This window comes from Candidatus Binatia bacterium, from assembly GCA_036382395.1.
Taxonomy (GTDB): Bacteria; Desulfobacterota; Binatia; order HRBIN30; family HRBIN30; genus JAGDMS01.
In genome coordinates this window covers 1-15,839 of sequence record DASVHW010000288.1, presented here as the reverse complement: position 1 = coordinate 15,839, position 15,839 = coordinate 1, and the positions used below count along the sequence as shown (strand labels likewise).

Sequence of the window (15,839 nt, the reverse complement as noted above, 5' to 3'; positions counted from 1 at the left end):
TTCCTAGCCAGTCACCCGCGACAATGATGCGAGAATACCGATCTGCACCAGCGTGCCGATCAAGGCGGATCCACCATAGCTCAAGAAGGGTAACGCGAGCCCCTTCGTAGGCAGCAGCCCCAGCACCACCCCAACATTGACCACTGCTTCCAACAATATCACCAGGGTAAGGCCCAAAGCTAGCATGCTGGCGAAGGGATCCGGATGGCGGAGGGCAATGCGGAACCCGCGTATCCCAACCACCGCGAACAGCGCCAGCACGGCGAGCGCACCAACCAAACCGAGCTCCTCCCCGATCAAAGCGAAGATGAAATCCGTATGTGCTTCCGGCAAGAAGAACATCTTCTGTTTGCTCCCGCCCAGGCCGATGCCCGTGAGCCCTCCGGAGCCGAAGGAGATGAGTGATTGGACCAGCTGAAACGCAATGTCCTGGCTATATCGCCATGGGTCGACGAAAGCGAGGATGCGCCGCCAACGGTACGGTGCCCGGACAAGCGCGAAGCCCACCACCGGCAGCGTGGTCAAGGCCAGACCCATGAGATGCGCGGGACGGGCCCCGCCCCCGTACAGCATCAGGACCAAGACCAGCACCAAGATCGCCGCCGTGCCGAAGTCCGGCTGGACGACGACGAACAGCGCACACAGGCCGACAACGACCAGGTGCGGCACAACGCCGGTGAAGAACTCCGTCATGCGCTCGCGTTTGCGGGCGATCGAACGGGCGAGATAGAGAACGACAATGATCTTGGCGAATTCGGACGGCTGAAAACTGAACGGGCCGATACCAATCCATCGGCGCGCTCCGCCGCGGGTCAGGCCCACGCCGGGCACAAAGACCAGCGCCAGGGCCACCATGATGAGAATGAACGCAGGGTACGCGATGCGCTCGAACCATTCCAGGCGTAGGTGCGAGACGATCAACAGCAACGCAGCGCCGCAACCGAGCGCGAAAAGCTGTTTGCGGAAGAAAATCAACGGGTCTCCGTACCGATCTTGTGCGAAGAAATAGCTGGCGTTGAAGACCATCACGATGCCCAGCCCCGTCAAGCCTGCCGCCGCAATCAGCAACCAGAGATCTGGCCGATTCAGGCGCGGCATGACGACGCGTTGCCGCAGGCTGTCAAGCTGCGCGATCTTCATAACGCCTCCACCAGTTCCCGAAAGCGTCTGCCACGGGCAGCATAGTCGGTGAATTCATCAAAGCTCGCGCACCCCGGCGACAGGAGCACGGTGTCGCCCGGACCGGCGTGCGCAGCGGCGGTACGAACCGCTGCCGCCAGGTCGGGCACGGTGGAGGCTGGAACCGCGTCACCCAGCTGCGCGTGGATCGTCGGTCCCGCAGCGCCGAACAGCACCAGATGTTTGACGTGGGTCCGCAGCAACGGGGTCAGTGCCGTAAAGTCGCCGCCCTTGTCGTAGCCGCCGGCGAGCAGGATGACGTTGCCGCTGAAGCTCGCCACCGATTTTTCCATGGCGCCGACGTTCGTTCCTTTGGAATCGTCATAGAAGCACACCCCGTCGCGCTCACCGACGAGCGCGAGGCGATGCGGCAAGCCGCGAGTGTTCTCCAGGGCTCGCTGAATGGCGGCGTCCGGGATGCCCCAGATCGCGGCGGCGGTGACCGCCGCCATCATGTTTTCGCGGTTGTGCGTACCCTGCAACATCACGGCATCGAGCGCGAACCTGCGCGGCAGAGGATCCGGGCCCCAGTAGATGATCGCGTTTCCGTCAACGAAGCTGCCGAACTCGACCGGTTCGCGCCCGAACGAAATCGTCGCCGCCCGTGTCCTGCGGCGCTGTTCCCAAACCCACGGGTCATCGCGGTTCAACACCGCAACATCGCCCGGCTGCTGTGCCGCCAGGAGCGCGGCTTTGGCACGCTGGTACTCATCCATGTTCGGGTAGCGGTCCAAGTGGTCCGGGGTCATATTCAGCAACAGGGCAACCTGAGGTCGGAAGGTGTACACCCACTCCAGCTGGAAGCTCGAGACCTCGACCACGGCGGCTTCAAACTCCTGCTCCGCCGCACACGCGTCAATCAACGGCGTGCCGAGGTTACCGCCTACGAACACCCGCAAGCCCGCCTCTTTCAGCATGTTGCCAAGGAGTACGGTGGTGGTGCTCTTCCCGTTGGTGCCGGTCACCGCCAAGATCGGGCAAGCCAGGACGCGCGCCGCCAGTTCGATCTCACTCATGACGGGCACACCGCGGCTGACGGCGCGACGCAGCAGCCCGTGTGTGCGTGCCACCCCTGGGCTGGGGATGACCACGTCGACGCCGCGCAGCAGATCCTCAGTGCTGTCCCCCACGCTGGTTTCGATCCCGGCAGGCAGCGTCGCCCGCGCCAGCGCCTCGGCCGTTCGTTCAACCAGGCGGGTGCGCGCTCCGTACCGCGCCAGGAAGGCCGCGACACTCTGGCCTGTTTTGCCCGCACCGATGACAAGAAACTGCTGACCGGCAACGTTGAGCATCATCGCAACTTCAAAGTGCTGAGCGCCAACAGGGCGCAGATGATCGAGATGATCCAAAAGCGCACAATGATCTGCGGTTCGGGCCAACCCAGCAGCTCGAAATGATGGTGGATCGGCGCCATGCGGAAGATGCGCTTCTGGCGGAGCTTGAACGACGCAACCTGAAAGATCACCGACAACGCCTCGACGACGAAAACGCCGCCGACGATCACCAAGACAATTTCCTGTTTGGTGACCAGTGCCACGATGGCGAGCGCCGCGCCCAATGGCAGGGAGCCGACATCCCCCATGAACATCTCAGCGGGATAGGCATTGAACCACAGGAAACCGAGGCCAGCGCAGAGTAAGGCGCCACAAAAGATGGCCAATTCCCCGGCGCCGTGGACATAAGGAATTTGGAGGTACTCCGCCAGCTTCACGTTCCCGGTCACGTAGGCAAAAACGCCGTAAGTGAACGCGGTGGTCATCACCGGCCCGATCGCCAGGCCGTCGAGGCCATCGGTGAGATTCACAGCGTTGGAAGTACCCACCACGACGACAGCCGCGAACGGGACGTACCACCAACCGAGATCGGGGTGCAGTTCTTTGACAAATGGGAAGAACACGGCGGTGCTGAAGTCATGCTTCCAGAATAAGAGCAATCCGGCTACCAGGGCCACCCCGAACTGGGCAAACAACTTGGCAGCCCCGCTCAGACCGCGGGCGTGACCACGCCGAAGCTTCCGATAATCGTCGGCGAAGCCGATGATGGCGTAGGCTATGGTGACTCCCACGGCAAGCCAGACATAGAGATTGGTGAGGTCCGCCAACAGCAGCGTCGTCAGTACCAATGAAAAGAGGATCAGCGTACCCCCCATCGTCGGGGTGCCGGCTTTTGACAAATGGCTCTGTGGGCCGTCCGGACGGATCGTTTGTCCGATCTGCCGCGCCGTCAGACGCCGAATGAGCCACGGTCCGAGGAGAAAGGAAATCAGCAATGAGGTGATGGCGGCAATCAGCGTACGGAAAGTTATGTATCGAAAGACGTTGAAGAGAGAGTATGCCCCGTGGAGCGGGTACAGGAGGTGATACAGCATCACGGCATACTCCTCGCTCTTTCCAGCAGCCGCACCACCTCTTCCATCTTCATGCCGCGTGATCCCTTGACGAGCACAATGTCGCCCGGCTGCCATCGGGCCGCCACCGCTTCCGCCACCTCGGCATGGGAGCCGCAGACATGAATCGCGTCCGGGTGCATGCCGCCCGCGCGCGCGCCGTCCGCCACCGCGTCGGCCTGCGCCCCGAGCAAGAACAGCTGTTGCACGCCGAGGGCCGCGGCGCGCTCGCCGATGAAACGGTGAGCGCGCCGGGCCTCGTCGCCCAGCTCCCACATCTCCCCCAACACCACCACTGGCCGTCCGGAAAAGCGTCGCAACGCCATCAAGGCGGCCTCCACGCTGGACGGGTTTGCGTTGTATGCGTCATTGATCACGGTCACGCCGTTCGGCAGGCGTGCAACCTGCATCCGCATCGGTGTGACGAAGGCGCTCTCCAAGCCGCGGGCAATCACCTCGAGGCTGACGCCCATCGCATGTCCGATCGCCGCCGCCGCCAAGGCGTTGGCCACGTTATGGTGTCCGACGAAATGCAGGCGCACTCGGCTGGCTCGGCCCGCAATGACGAGATCAAACGCGATGCCGTCGGTTCCAAAATCCGCCACGGCGCGGGCACGCACTTCGCCCTCCGTACCGAACGTGACCTTGCGGGCCTGGAACGGCGTCGCCATCCTTCGCACCCACTCGTCGTCGGCATTGACGGCCATCACCGCGTCCCGGGTAAGACCGGCAAAGAGTTCCGCTTTCGCGGCCGCCACACCAGCGATACTGCCCCCGAAGCCTGCCAGATGCGCAGGTCCGACGTTCGTGATGACGGCGTAATCGGGCCGTGCGATCTCCGTCAGACGCGCGATCTCGCCGGGTCGATTCATGCCCATTTCCAGCACGGCGACGGCTTCGTCACCACGCAGGCGAAGCACCGTACGGGGCAGACCGATCAGATTGTTCTCGTTCCCTTCCGTCTTCAAGATCCGCGTCCGTGGCGGTGGAGGATCAGCGGCGGCGCAGATCGCAGCGATCATTTCCTTGGTCGTGGTCTTGCCGTTGCTGCCGGTAACGGCAACCACCTGAACGGGCCTGCGCAGACGGGTCCAGAGCGCTAGATCACCCAGCGCCTTGAGAGTATCCGGCACGCACACCTGAGTTGCGGATACCTGATTGATCCGATGATCGACCACCGCGCCGGCGACACCCAAGCGGACGGCCTCCGGTACAAAATCGTGGCCATCATGCTGGGGCCCCCGTAATGCGAAGAACAGCCCGCCCGGCTCCACATGGCGGGAGTCGGTCGTCACCGAACTGAAGAGCCGATCGGACGCCCCGGGGATCGCAGTTCCCCCCGTGGCGGCAACGACGTCTTGCAAGGTCCAGTTCATCGACGTGGTGCACACCTGCTTGGCAATTGCTGATATGGTCATAGCGTCAGCCGGCTGCTGAGCCAAATCGCAGTTCGAGTTTTCTGCTCTTCGCGGTCTGCGCACCCGGCGGGGGGTCTTGCTCCACCACGAAGCCAGAGCCCTGCGTCTGCACTTCCCAACCAGCGTGATCCGCTTGGATCAGCGCCTGGCGCATGCTCAGCCCGATGAAGCTCGGCATACCGCGGTCAGCATCGGTCGCATTCCAACTCACCAAGTGCGCCTTTGCCGGCTGCGCTTCGGGGACCGACGCTGATGTCGACGCGATGCGGAGCCCCAGGCGATCCACTCCGTACTCCGCGATCTTCCGAAAGACCGGGGCGGCGACGATCCCCCCATATGTGACCGTCTTGGGACTATCGATAACCACCAGAATGACGAAGCGCGGAGCATTTGCGGGTACGAATCCGATGAAGGACGACATCCGGTCGCGCGCCGAGTATCGGCCGGCCTCCACTTTCTGCGCCGTACCGGTCTTACCGGCAACCGGGATGCCATCGATGCGCGCCTGGGTCCCGGTGCCCCCCTCGACCACACCCTGCAGCAGTCCAGTCACCACGGCCGCTGTTCGCGGCGAGATCAGCTGGCGTACCACCTCTGGCCTGTTTTCGCGCAGCACCGCACCATCCGGCGCGATGATGCGGCGGACGACATACGGCCGCATGAGTTTTCCGCCGTTCGCAATGGCCGCGTAGGCGCGGAGCAACTGCATCGGTGTCACCGCGATACCTTGACCAAAACTAATAGTGACCAGGTTGATCCGCCCCCACTGCTGAGCGGGTCGAAGCAGGCCGGGCACTTCCCCAGGCAGATCGATTCGGGTCGTCTCGCCAAAGCCGAAGTCTCTGATGGCCTTGCCGAAGCGCTCCGCTCCAAGGCGCTCGCCAACCTTGCCGGCGCCAATGTTGCTCGAATGCTTTATCACGTCGGCGAAAGTCAGCCACCCATACGGTTCGTGATCGTGAACGACCCGACGCCCGATGGCGTAGCGTCCGTTCTCACAGAAGATGCGGTCTTCCACGCCCACCACCCCGGCCTCAAGGGCAGCCGCCGCCAAGATGCCCTTAAAGGTCGAACCGGGTTCGTAGGAGTCGGCGATGACGCGATTTCGCCACTGGTGCGCCGTCGCGGTAGAGACTTGGTTCGGGTCGAAAGTAGGAACGCTGGCCAAGGCCAAGATCTCGCCCGTCGATGGATCCATGACCACGGCAACGCCAGCAGCCGCGCGACGCGCAGCGACCGCCGATTGCAGTTCGGTTTGGGCCACCTGTTGCAGGTTCGCATCCAGGGTCAGCTCTACTCTGGCACCCTGGCGCGGCAAGGGCTGCCATGCGCCTTCGGTGAGCATGCGTCGGCCACGCGCGTCACGTTCCACACTCAGCGATTCTAGCGCGCCCCGCAGATCGTGATCGTACGCCAACTCGACGCCTTCGAGACCCTGGGAATCAATGCCGGCAAATCCGACCACCTGGCCAGCGAGATCTCCGCGGGGGTAAAAGCGCCGTCGTGTGGACTCGCTTCCAACGCCCGGCAGCCCCAACGCTCCGACCGCTTCCGCCTGCTCCGGAGTAGCGCTCCGTAGCAACCACACAAAGCGTTCTGGCGCCTTGATCTTTTCGGCAACCAACGCAGGCGCCACGCCCAGCGCTCGAGAGAGGGCCGGAATCGTTGTGCCGCTTTGCTCCAAGGCGCGGGGACGGGCATAGACAGCAGCGGATTCGACCGTGAGCGCCAGCAGGTCGCCGTGGCGGTCCACGATGGGACCGCGCTCAGGCGGCAGCGCAACCCGTTGTCGATGCTGCCGGCCCGCCAATTCTTTGAGCGAGGCCCCCTCGATCACACAAAGCTGGAACGCCCGCGCCAGCGCGACAACGAAGAGCATAAAGAAGACGCCCGCCGTGGCAGCGATGCGCATGCGCAACGCTCCAGGTTTCATGGCAACGCGGCTTCCTGGCCCTTTTCCGGCCGTGCCATCCCGAGGCGCCGCGCCGCCTCCTCCACACGACCGGGCGCCTCGAGGGTTGCGATGTCGATGGTAAGCTCGTGCTCTTCCTGCGCAAGCTTCTCGATCAACTGGCGCGTGGTGACCACCTGATATCCGAGATCGACGACTTTCAGGCGCAGCCACACGTGGCCCAGCGCAATCAACACGCCCAAGGCAACGAAACATCCCAACCAGGTGATCAGCGTCCGCAGCTCCGAACTCGTAGCGGATGCGATGTTCGCTGGTTTGAACCAGACAACAGACTCCTCGACGTCCTTACGTTCGGTGCCCAGCGTTGCGATCCGTCCCAGCGACAGCGGTAACATGTTCAAATCCCGAGTTCGTTCAGGTCCTCAGGCCGTTCCATGATGTCCTGCTCGGCCTCTCCAAATACCCGCTGCCATTGGTCGCGATCCCAGATGCGGAACTTCTCTAGGGCCGCAGTAAAGACGACGTCTTTCGTGAGCCCGGCGTAGTCGCGCAAAGTCGGCGGCAGGAGAACCCGTCCCTGCCTGTCGAGGGTACATTCGTGAGCGGCGGCAAAGTAGTAATTCTGGAATCGCATGACACGCTGATTGAACTGCGGCTTTGCCCGCAACCGCTCCTCAAGTTGCAGCCAAACGGCATACGGGTATACGTCCAGACAACGCACGGAAGCCATTACGAAATTGGTGATGACGACGCGGTCGTCGTTTGTGGCTTGCAGAAATTCGCGAAAGCGCGCGGGCACACTCACGCGCCCTTTCTCGTCGATGGTATGCTCAAACATTCCGCGGAACATACCCCACCACATGTCCTCCTAAACCATTCTACCCCACTTCTTCCCACCACCCCGGCGAACTATAGGCCCGTGCGGCGGACCTGTCAAGAAAAAAGCTACGGTTGGGGGAAAAAGGGGAATTCGGGCTGGAGGTGGTCTATAAGCCGGATTCTGTCACCTCCCCTACTAGGGAAGGTCTGCGGTCATTCCTCTGGGTCGGCCGTTGCCGGCCGACTCTAGCGACATACCCGGAGGCTGCGCGGGCAACGCATCCCTCCTATCGGTCTTGCTCCAGGTGGGGTTTACCGAGCAGGTCCGTCACCGGACCTGCTGGTGATACAGCTCACCTTTTCACCGACTCCTCCGGCCGTGCCGGAGGCCGTCTCTTTTCTGTGGCACTTTCCCCCGATCACTCGGGGCCGCCGTTAACGGCCACCTTTGCCCTATGGAGTCCGGACTTTCCTCCCGTGCTGGTTTTGCCAGCGCAGGCGACCGCCCGACCTCCTCCAGCCCAAATCAGAGTTTAGCGTGGTGTTTCTGCCTGGTCTAGGCGTTCCGGCCGCCAGAACAAGATTCGATGGCAGCTCGGGCATAGCCGTACCTCGCGGGTACGCTGCAGTTCGTTGAAAAACTGCGGGGGCAGATTCATGTGACAGCCGAGGCAGGTTCCGTTGCGCACTTCGACTACGGCGGTACCGCCGCGTCGTTCGAAGATCTGTTCATATTTTTTCCGGAGGTTTCTGTCCAGGGTGGCCGCCAGGCGGGCGCGGCCCTCACGCTGGCTTTCTACCTCGGCTTTCAGCTGGCTGATACGCACCCGCCGCTCGGCGACCTTGGCCGTCCCGGTCTGCTCGAGTTCACGCAGAAGCGTCTCGGCTTCCTTCGCCGCGGCGTTAAACTTCTCCTGAGACTCAAAAATGGCCAGCAATTGTTCTTCGGTCTGCTGGTTCGCTTCTTTTCCGATCTCGATCTCGCGCCGAATGGATTGGAGCTCTTTCTCGTTGCGCACGCGGTTCAGACGCATGCGGCGGTCTGTCATCTTGGCTTCCTCGTCTTCGAGGTGCGCCTCGAGTTCACGGCGGCGAGCGTCGACCGCATCACGCTCCGCCTGCGCGGCACCGGTCCGCTCGCGCTGCAGTGCCAGCTCGTTTTCGAACTCGGTCATTTCGCGTTCGAGGCTCTGAGCCAGCTCGGTCTTCTCGCGCAGCCCGCAGTCGATCTCCTGCAGTGCGGCTAACCTATCGATCGGCGTTTCTACAGACTCACTCAAGGCGTTCTTCCACGGCATTTAAATCCAGTGGGCCCACCAGGATTCGAACCTGGGACCTACCGGTTATGAGCCGGCGGCTCTGACCAAGCTGAGCTATGGGCCCGTGGCGCAGTTCACACGCCGGTAACACAATCAGCCCCATGCTGATGGCAGCATCCAGCGGAGAAATCAAGCGCTCCTCGTCACTCCCTAACGATTCCGGTTCAATTATCATCAATTTCCTTTCGCCGAAGGAGCGCATTCTTCCGTGTCAGCGCTTCGCGGTAGCGCGCATCGTCGCCGCTGGCCTCAGCCTGCCGCAGGGTGGCAAGCAGCGCCTTTGCCTCCCTTCCGTGCCCGCGCCGTTCGATGCGCTCGATGCAGTCTTTGGCCGCTTGAAGGCGGTCGCCGGTCGCCAGAGGTCCTTTGCCCAGCAATCCGGCGGTGACCTGCTCCGCGATAGACGACGGCAATTGATCGATAACCCCAGCGCAGTCGTGATCGCGCTCCCAGGCCGCGATTAACACGCGGCCGGCATCGGCAAGAGCGTGGCTGCTAAACGCATCCAGCACGCTCCGGTGCGACACCCGCATGGCCACCTCACGGTCCAATGCCATGGCGACGATCAAGGTGGCTTCTTCAGACCGAAACGCCGCTAGGGGTTCGACTTTGTCGCCGGCTGGCGCCGGCTTTCGTGTCAGAGACACCGATCGGATCTGACGAAAGGACGCTTCGTCGATCCGCAGGCGCTGCGCCGCCTGTGTCGCCAGAATACTGTACTGCGTGGGGTAATTATCACGGATATTATCTATGACTGCCTTGATCTCCTCAGCAGCGCGGACGCGCTCAGGCACGGTGGCATCCGAGCCCGGATCATGGCGTTGCAGGAAAAATTCCCACAGCGGCCCTGCCTTCTCCAGGATCGACAGCGTCGCGGCAGCACCATGCGTCCGAACGAACTTATCGGGATCGAATCCCTCTGGTAGAAAGGCGGCGAGCCCCCACACCCCCGTCTGAAGACAAGCGCTGAAAACGGTAAAGGCCCGGTCCGCAGCCTTCTTTCCAGCGGGGTCACTATCGAAGCACACCACGACGGCTGCTCGTTCGCCAGCGAAGCGCTTTGCGTGTCTGAGCTGGTCCAAGGTCAGTGCCGTGCCCAGACTTGCAACGGCGTAACCAATCCCCGCCTCAACGAGCGCTAGCACATCAAGATAGCCCTCGACGATGAGTATGCGTTCGGCGTCCCGCACCGCCTGCCGTGCCTCAAACAGCCCATAGAGGACTCGGCCTTTGCTGAACAACGGCGATTCAGGCGAGTTGAGGTATTTGGGATGATCGCTGCCAAGCGTGCGCCCGCCAAAACCGACAATGCGACCGCTGCCGTCGCGGATCGGGAACGTCACCCTTCCCCAGAACCGGTCGTACATCGTCCCATTCGTTCGTCGTCCGAGCAACCCGAGTTCGATGGCCTTTTGCGTCGCCACCGGTTTCGGGGTCAAAATCTTTGACAATCCCGAACCATTGGCCGGACAAAAACCGAGGCCATAGCGTTCGATTGTCGCCGGGCTGAGGCCACGCTTATCGAGGTACTGACGGCCCACCAAGCCTTGGGGCGACTGCAACGCATCTCGAAAGCAGCGTTGTGCCAGTTCATTCAACCGAATGAGTTGGTCGTGCTGCTCACCCGTGCTCCCAAGTTCATTGCGCTTCGGGAGAGTCACGCCGGCGCGACGCGCGAGCACTTCTACCGCTTCAAGGAATTCGATGCGGTCGGCCAGCATCAAGAACCGAAAGACGTTTCCGCCCACCCCGCAGCCAAAACAATGGAACAGCCCGCGCTCCTCATTGACGTTGAACGAAGGCGTCTTCTCTGCGTGAAACGGGCAGAGGCCGAGATAGTTGCGGCCGGCCTTCTTCAGGCTCACATGCCCGGATACCACCTCAACGATGCTCACCCGTTCTCGAATCGTCCGGAGAGTCTCGTCGGGGATTTTGCCGGCCATCGCTCGCCTACGTCTTCCTCGATGTATCCGGCTGCGCCGTGGACTGCAGTCCGTAGCGCACCGCATTACCGGCTGCGTTCACCAACGGACGGCCGATCGCAGAACTCATGATCTGCCCGTCAAGTTCCGGAACGACAGGGAACAAGTGCAAGAAGAGCAGGATCAGGCCGAGGACTGCCGCGCCCTTCCCGGCACCGAGAGCTGCACCGGCGAGCCGATTGATGCCCCGCAAGAACAAGGCAGCGGTCAGACGATCCAGGAGCACCCCGATGAAATTCACGCCGGTATGGACGGCAACAAAGATCGCAACGAATGCTACTCCGGCATCGACCGGCGGCGGGAGCCGAAGGTGGTGCTGCGCCATGCCTGCGCCGAGCGAGGCGAATTTGATAGCCGCCGCAATTCCCCCGACCAGCGCCAACAATCCGAAACTCTCCCGGAAAAAGCCACGCCAATATCCGCGAAGGGCGCAGAGCATCAACAGAAAAGCGAGGGCCAGGTCAACACCGTTCATGCTGCTGTTCGACCTGGCCCAGGCGACGCTGGCTTCACCCTAGTATGCACTGCGTGCCACCCGACGCAAAAATCTCTTCTTCGCCGCCAGCGCCTTCCGTTTCCGCCTGACGCTGGGCTTTTCGTAGTGCTCGCGCTTCCGCAACTCCGCCAAAATACCAGCTTTCTCACACAGCTTCTTGAAACGCCGAATTGCACTTTCGATAGGTTCGTTGTCCTTTACTCGGACCCCGGCCATGCAACCCTCACCCCCCTCCCCATATGGGATGGACGCACGCCACCGAAATTATGCGGAATACTGTGACCTGGGGCGTCAAACTCGGTCACTTTAGTTCTTTTGATGCCAGAGTCAAGCCGTTCCGACCTCCAGCGCCGGGCCAGCAACGAGCCGAAAACGCTCAGGGAAGTCGCTGATAATGCCATCGACCTCGCGCCGCACCAATTCTCGCATGGTTTCCACCTCATTGACGGTCCACACGAGCACTTGAACACCATGCTGACGCGCTGTGCACAAGAAATCCTCTCTCACCAGCAGCCAATGCGGGTGGATTGAGGCCGCATGCAACTCGCGCAACCAGCGCCACGCCTCGGTGAAATCAGGGCCTTGCCAGAGCAGCCCCAGCCTGGCGTCGGACGCCTGGGTGCGGAGCGCCTGTAGCGCCCCGGGCTCGAAGCTGGAAATGACCGTTCTGTGGAGCTGTCCCTGGCGCCGCAGCAATGTCGTAAGCTCCTTCGCCAGAACGTGCCAGTCCTGCGGCGGTGCCTTGATCTCGACATTCAGACGGGCTCGATCAGCCACGAGCAGCACGACTTCACGCAGGCTCATCACGCGCTCGCCAGCGAACTCAGGCGCAAACCAGCTCCCCGCATCCAAGGTCATGAGGTCGGGGAAATCATGGTCGCGCACCAGGCCGGTCCCGGTGGTGGTCCGTTCCAACTCACGGTCGTGCAGGACGACCAACTCCTGGTCTCGGCTCAGCTGGACATCGAGTTCAATCATATCGACGCCCAGAGCGAGCGCACGCTCAAAGGCGCAGCGCGTATGCTCCGGCGCACTGCCCGACGCGCCGCGATGCGCGATGCGTAGCCAGCTTCGTCCCATAAGCGACGAATAGAGGACGCCCTGTTTGCGGTCAAGCCGATGCGGCGCAGTGGCCTCTTGGTTAGATTGCTTAGGCCTCCCGCCGTATGTCATAGGGAGCCATGCCGGCGATGTGGTACGAACTCAGGGTGGAGGTCTCGCAGGAATACAGCGACGCGGTCGCGAACTTTCTGACCGAAAGCGGCGCTCCGGGACTTCAGCTCGAAGAGCGTGAGGGTAAAGTGTACCTCATGGCCTACTATGCGGCCGCGCCCCCGCTTGAATCCCTACGCCGCTTCTGCGCCGACCTCGGCTCTCCGCTCGACGCCGCAACCGTTCGCGTCCAGCAAATCGCCGAAGAAGACTGGGCGCAGAATTGGAAGCTGCATTTTCACCCCCAAGCCATCGGGAATCGCCTGTATATTTGTCCACCCTGGGACGCTCTAGCGCCACCCAATCGTGTCGCTGTCGTGATCGAGCCTGGAATGGCGTTCGGCACCGGCCAGCACGCCAGCACCCGCGGTTGCTTGAGTTTGCTCGATTGGGCAACAGAACAGCGATCGATCCGACGGGCGCTGGACGTCGGGACCGGCTCGGGTGTCCTCGCCATTGCGCTGGCCAAACTGCGAGTGCCGGAGGTGTGGGCCGTGGACATCGATCCACTGGCAGTGGTGATTGCCGCAGGAAACGCAGCCCGTAACGGCGTAGAAGAGCAGATTCACTTCGCGTCGGAAATAGATGCGGTGCCGGGAGCCTTCGACCTGCTCACGGCAAACTTGTTCGCAAACCTTCTGGAGGAATTGGCGGACCGCTTCGCCAGGCTCCTCGCTCCAACAGGCCTTTTGATCTGCTCTGGGCTGTTCACCAGCGACGAGCATCGCGTCCATCGCGCTTATGAGGCGTTGGGTTTCGAGATCAGCAAACGTTACGAGGAGGCCGGCTGGCTGACGTTGGCATTGGAGCAGAGAGCGCAACGGTGACGCCACCACGATTCTTGGTCAGTCCCGAGACGCTGACGGGCACGCAGGCGCTTCTCGCCGGCCCGGAGCTGCGGCATCTACGCGTACGGCGACTACGGATCGGGAGTGATCTCATTCTGAGCGACGGACGCGGCCACCAACGGCACGGGGTTGTGGTGGCTCTTGATCGACACCATGCGGTCATCAGTCTAAGTCCCAACCAACTGCCGGAACGGGAGTCGCCGTTACACCTCGTTCTCGCCCAAGCATCGCTCAAAGCCGACAAGATGGATCTCGTCGTCGAAAAGGCCACTGAGTTGGGAGCGAGCGAATTGCTGGTCTTCACCAGCGAACGCAGCCTCGGCCATCCTTCCGTCGATCGGCAAGAACGCTGGCAGCGCATTGCGCGCAGTGCCGCCAAGCAGTGCCAGCGCAGCACGGTACCACCCATTGGCGCACCCATCTGCTTTGATGATCTCCTGTCTCGCCGCGAAGTGCTCCGCCTGCTTTTTTGGGAGGGACATCCTGCGCGGAGTGTGGCCAGCGCGGAACGGCACCCGGGAGCGCACGAGGTGCTCATGGTGATCGGCCCGGAAGGGGGGTTCAGCACGGCAGAAGCGGAACGGGCAGCCGCCGCCGGTTTCCAACTCCTGAGCTTAGGCCCGCGTGTCCTCCGAGCCGAGACCGCCGCGCTCGCCGCCGTCACCCTCTGCCAATTCCTCTGGGGCGATTTGAGCCGGAGCGAGCGATGAACCTTGCTCCAGCGTCGGGCTAACTGAGCCACCGCCCCGCCTTCGGTCCTGCTTGCAGCAACGGCATTTGACTCGTAGCATACGCCCACATGGCCCATCGCCTCTTGTTTGTAATGGATCCGATCGAGCGCGTGCTGCCTGACAACGACACCACGTTCGTCTTCATGCTGGAGAGTCAGGCGCGCGGGCACGCGGTATACTACTGCAACGTCGCGGATCTGTTCGTAACCAACAGCGTACCGCAGGCCCGCTTCCGCCGGGCAACCGTCGCTCGCGCAACCCCTCACTATCAGCTGCTCGAGGAGCGCACGGAGCCACTCACCTGGTTCGACGCCGTTTTCATGCGCAAGGATCCTCCCGTCGATCTCCTCTATATCTTTGCCACCTATATTCTCAGCCTAGCGCGGGCCTCCGGAGCCTTCGTCCTGAATGATCCGCGCGGTCTGCGCGAGGCCAACGAAAAACTCTACGCCCTCAACTTTCCTACGGTCATCCCACCGAGCATCGTCACCTGCGAGATGGCGCGGCTCAAGGCATTCATGGATGAACTCGGTGGCGAGATGATCATCAAGCCCCTCGACGCATGCGGCGGCGCCGGCATCTTCCACCTGCGCCGTAACGACCGGAATCTGAACGCTCTGCTTGAGATATCGACGGATAACGGGCGCCGCCCCATCATGGGCCAGCGCTACCTGCCAGAGATTCGACAGGGCGACAAACGCCTGCTGCTCCTGAACGGCGATCCGATCGGGGCCACACTGCGGGTACCGCGCGAGGACGAGCATCGAGGTAACATCCACGTCGGCGGCACCTGTATCCCGGCCGACATCACCGCCCGGGACCGGCTCATTGCCCACACCCTGTCGCCCCGTCTGCGGGAGGATGGCCTTTACTTCGTCGGGTTGGACATCATCGGCGACTATCTCACCGAGGTAAACGTCACTAGCCCGACGGGCATACAGGAGATCAATGCCCTCAACAAGACGGCGCTAGAGAGTACTGTCATCGACTTTGTGGAAACTGCCATCCGCCGCCAGCCGGGCTAAAGCAACTGAAGACCGCACCTTTATTGCGGTTCACCCGGCGATTCCCTCCGGATAACGCCGGCCATATAACCCTGCACCAACAAAAAAAGGCGGGGTGCCAATCGGCACCCCGCCTTCTCAATGCGATCCGAGAACCTTCCCTTCGCTAGAAAAGCGTGATCGTGTCTGCGTTGTCCCTTGATCCACTGAAATGCAAGTTGAACGCTGCGCTTCGGGCAGGCCCCGATGACGGAGTGTGACTCTCGATCGCCACTCCAAGGAGGCCACTGCCGCTCGGGCTAATACGCGTCTGCCCGGTCAGCGTACCCGCGACGTTCACGTTGAAAATCGAGCGCCGGCACTGCGGTGTGTCGATGTTGCAAAGCTGGATCTCCGAGAAGCAATTCACCGGCTTGCTGGTCGAAAACCGTTGCTCGAATTCGTTGAACACCAGGTACTGCACCGACGCCGACCCACCTACCTGCCGCATGAAATCTTCCGTGCATGGCACCAGCGTCAAGTCGGTGGTGATG

General features: G+C 62.1%; 16 protein-coding genes, 1 tRNA gene and 1 other RNA gene. 3 read left to right on the top strand and 15 right to left on the bottom strand.

Translation table 11 applies throughout. The annotated features are described in order from the left end of the window. Positions 1–3: 3 nt before the first annotated feature. The 14 genes from ftsW to VF515_13495 all read right to left on the bottom strand — a co-directional run bounded on the left by ftsW (position 4) and on the right by VF515_13495 (position 12,591). Entirely contained in the window at positions 4–1,140 is a 1,137-nt protein-coding gene (gene ftsW / locus VF515_13560) for a putative lipid II flippase FtsW (GenBank protein ID HEX7408662.1), read from the bottom strand. Further along, on the bottom strand, positions 1,137–2,474 hold the full coding sequence (gene murD, locus VF515_13555; GenBank protein ID HEX7408661.1) for a UDP-N-acetylmuramoyl-L-alanine--D-glutamate ligase: 1,338 nt from the start codon (positions 2,472–2,474) through the stop codon (positions 1,137–1,139). Before murD ends, ftsW begins: the two co-directional genes overlap by 4 nt. Then, the gene (gene mraY, locus VF515_13550; GenBank protein ID HEX7408660.1) at positions 2,471–3,547 is read right to left on the bottom strand and encodes a phospho-N-acetylmuramoyl-pentapeptide-transferase; all 1,077 of its coding nucleotides are present in this window, start codon (positions 3,545–3,547) and stop codon (positions 2,471–2,473) included. Before mraY ends, murD begins: the two co-directional genes overlap by 4 nt. Then, positions 3,547–4,983: a UDP-N-acetylmuramoyl-tripeptide--D-alanyl-D-alanine ligase gene (gene murF, locus VF515_13545; protein HEX7408659.1), complete on the bottom strand. Its 1,437-nt coding sequence runs from the start codon at positions 4,981–4,983 to the stop codon at positions 3,547–3,549. Before murF ends, mraY begins: the two co-directional genes overlap by 1 nt. Positions 4,984–4,987: 4 nt before the next feature. Then, positions 4,988–6,916 carry a penicillin-binding protein gene (locus VF515_13540; GenBank protein ID HEX7408658.1) on the bottom strand — a complete coding sequence of 643 codons (1,929 nt, stop codon included), beginning with the start codon at positions 6,914–6,916 and terminating at the stop codon, positions 4,988–4,990. Further along, entirely contained in the window at positions 6,913–7,290 is a 378-nt protein-coding gene (locus VF515_13535) for a hypothetical protein (GenBank protein HEX7408657.1), read from the bottom strand. The genes VF515_13540 and VF515_13535 overlap by 4 nt, the downstream gene beginning before the upstream one ends. Before the next feature lie 2 nt (positions 7,291–7,292). Next, positions 7,293–7,733 (bottom strand): division/cell wall cluster transcriptional repressor MraZ, encoded by a 441-nt coding sequence (mraZ, locus tag VF515_13530; GenBank protein ID HEX7408656.1) that lies wholly within the window; start codon positions 7,731–7,733, stop codon positions 7,293–7,295. A 135-nt stretch (positions 7,734–7,868) separates the two neighbouring features. Next, an RNA gene (gene rnpB / locus VF515_13525) (RNase P RNA component class A) lies at positions 7,869–8,232 on the bottom strand. 15 nt (positions 8,233–8,247) lie between these two features. Then, positions 8,248–8,994, bottom strand: coding sequence for a C4-type zinc ribbon domain-containing protein (locus VF515_13520; GenBank protein ID HEX7408655.1), 747 nt, complete (start codon positions 8,992–8,994; stop codon positions 8,248–8,250). A gap of 28 nt (positions 8,995–9,022) precedes the next feature. Further along, a tRNA-Ile gene (locus tag VF515_13515) sits at positions 9,023–9,097 on the bottom strand. A gap of 100 nt (positions 9,098–9,197) precedes the next feature. Further along, positions 9,198–10,976: a DNA primase gene (gene dnaG / locus VF515_13510; protein HEX7408654.1), complete on the bottom strand. Its 1,779-nt coding sequence runs from the start codon at positions 10,974–10,976 to the stop codon at positions 9,198–9,200. 7 nt (positions 10,977–10,983) lie between these two features. Next, positions 10,984–11,490: a CvpA family protein gene (locus VF515_13505; protein ID HEX7408653.1), complete on the bottom strand. Its 507-nt coding sequence runs from the start codon at positions 11,488–11,490 to the stop codon at positions 10,984–10,986. A gap of 39 nt (positions 11,491–11,529) precedes the next feature. Then, positions 11,530–11,727 carry a 30S ribosomal protein S21 gene (gene rpsU / locus VF515_13500; protein HEX7408652.1) on the bottom strand — a complete coding sequence of 66 codons (198 nt, stop codon included), beginning with the start codon at positions 11,725–11,727 and terminating at the stop codon, positions 11,530–11,532. Between the two features lie 111 nt (positions 11,728–11,838). Beyond that, complete coding sequence (locus tag VF515_13495) at positions 11,839–12,591, bottom strand: glycerophosphodiester phosphodiesterase family protein (protein HEX7408651.1); 753 nt, start codon at positions 12,589–12,591, stop codon at positions 11,839–11,841. 110 nt (positions 12,592–12,701) lie between these two features. On the opposite strand from VF515_13495, the gene prmA reads away from it, so the two are divergent. From prmA to gshB, 3 genes are all read left to right on the top strand, one after another. After that, positions 12,702–13,550 carry a 50S ribosomal protein L11 methyltransferase gene (gene prmA, locus VF515_13490; protein ID HEX7408650.1) on the top strand — a complete coding sequence of 283 codons (849 nt, stop codon included), beginning with the start codon at positions 12,702–12,704 and terminating at the stop codon, positions 13,548–13,550. Next, positions 13,547–14,281 carry a 16S rRNA (uracil(1498)-N(3))-methyltransferase gene (locus VF515_13485; protein HEX7408649.1) on the top strand — a complete coding sequence of 245 codons (735 nt, stop codon included), beginning with the start codon at positions 13,547–13,549 and terminating at the stop codon, positions 14,279–14,281. Before prmA ends, VF515_13485 begins: the two co-directional genes overlap by 4 nt. Positions 14,282–14,370: 89 nt before the next feature. Continuing rightward, entirely contained in the window at positions 14,371–15,327 is a 957-nt protein-coding gene (gene gshB / locus VF515_13480) for a glutathione synthase (GenBank protein ID HEX7408648.1), read from the top strand. 145 nt (positions 15,328–15,472) lie between these two features. Here the strand turns inward: gshB and VF515_13475 are convergent. Next, positions 15,473–15,839 (bottom strand): hypothetical protein (locus VF515_13475; protein ID HEX7408647.1); only part of this gene is annotated, 367 nt, incomplete at its 5' end.